The organism is Shewanella sp. T24-MNA-CIBAN-0130 (genome assembly GCF_040310185.1).
GTDB classification, from domain to species: domain Bacteria; phylum Pseudomonadota; class Gammaproteobacteria; order Enterobacterales; family Shewanellaceae; genus Shewanella; species Shewanella psychromarinicola.
On the sequence record NZ_JBEOPP010000130.1, the window covers coordinates 1 to 648 of the forward strand.

Sequence of the window (648 nt, forward strand, 5' to 3'; positions counted from 1 at the left end):
CTGCTCTTGTAGCTGCTTTTCCCAGCTTTTAGCATGGAACCAGACTTTTTTATCCTTGCCGTAAATGAAAAGGAAAGGCGTGCCATAATCTTTTATTTCTGTCGCCTTTGTTGTATTTTTCGTTAATACAGATTTCCACAAATGCCAGTACGGATAGGTCATACGGGGATCTGTTCGCAAATCCGCGATTGTTTTATTAGGGTCTACATCTTCAATTTTTAAAATGTTATCAGCAGTATATAATGCCAACTTTTCTCCTAAAAATTCAGGTAAAGTCCAAGCAACAGCAAGTGCAAAGGTGTATTTAACATTGATGGTTGGTCGTTTCTCTTCGCCAAAGCTGCCGATATCAAAGAGTACCAGGCTATCTACTAAGTCATTTTTCTTCAGATACTGAGACGCATAAACCGCGCCCCAGTCGTGAGCCAGAACGGTGACCTTGTCTTTATTTAAACCTCTAATAAAGGCGTTCATAATCATTCGGATCTGTTTTATAGTGTAATGAGGTCTTTCCCCATTATCTTCTAACTCGAACCCCGGAAGGGTGAATCGAGCAATCGAATAATCATCTTTTAAATATTCAACCTGTTTGTCCCAAAGCTCCAAACTGTCAGGGTAACCATGGATGAACACTAAGGTCTCTTCACC

At 40.3% G+C, this 648-nt stretch carries 1 protein-coding gene; it reads right to left on the reverse strand.

Features of this window, described 5'->3' with window-relative positions; all coding sequences use genetic code 11:
• Positions 1 to 633, reverse strand: a 633-nt coding sequence (locus tag AAEZ02_RS21760) for an alpha/beta hydrolase (RefSeq protein WP_351125009.1), incomplete at its 3' end; no start/stop codon positions are given.
• Positions 634 to 648 lie beyond the last annotated feature (15 nt).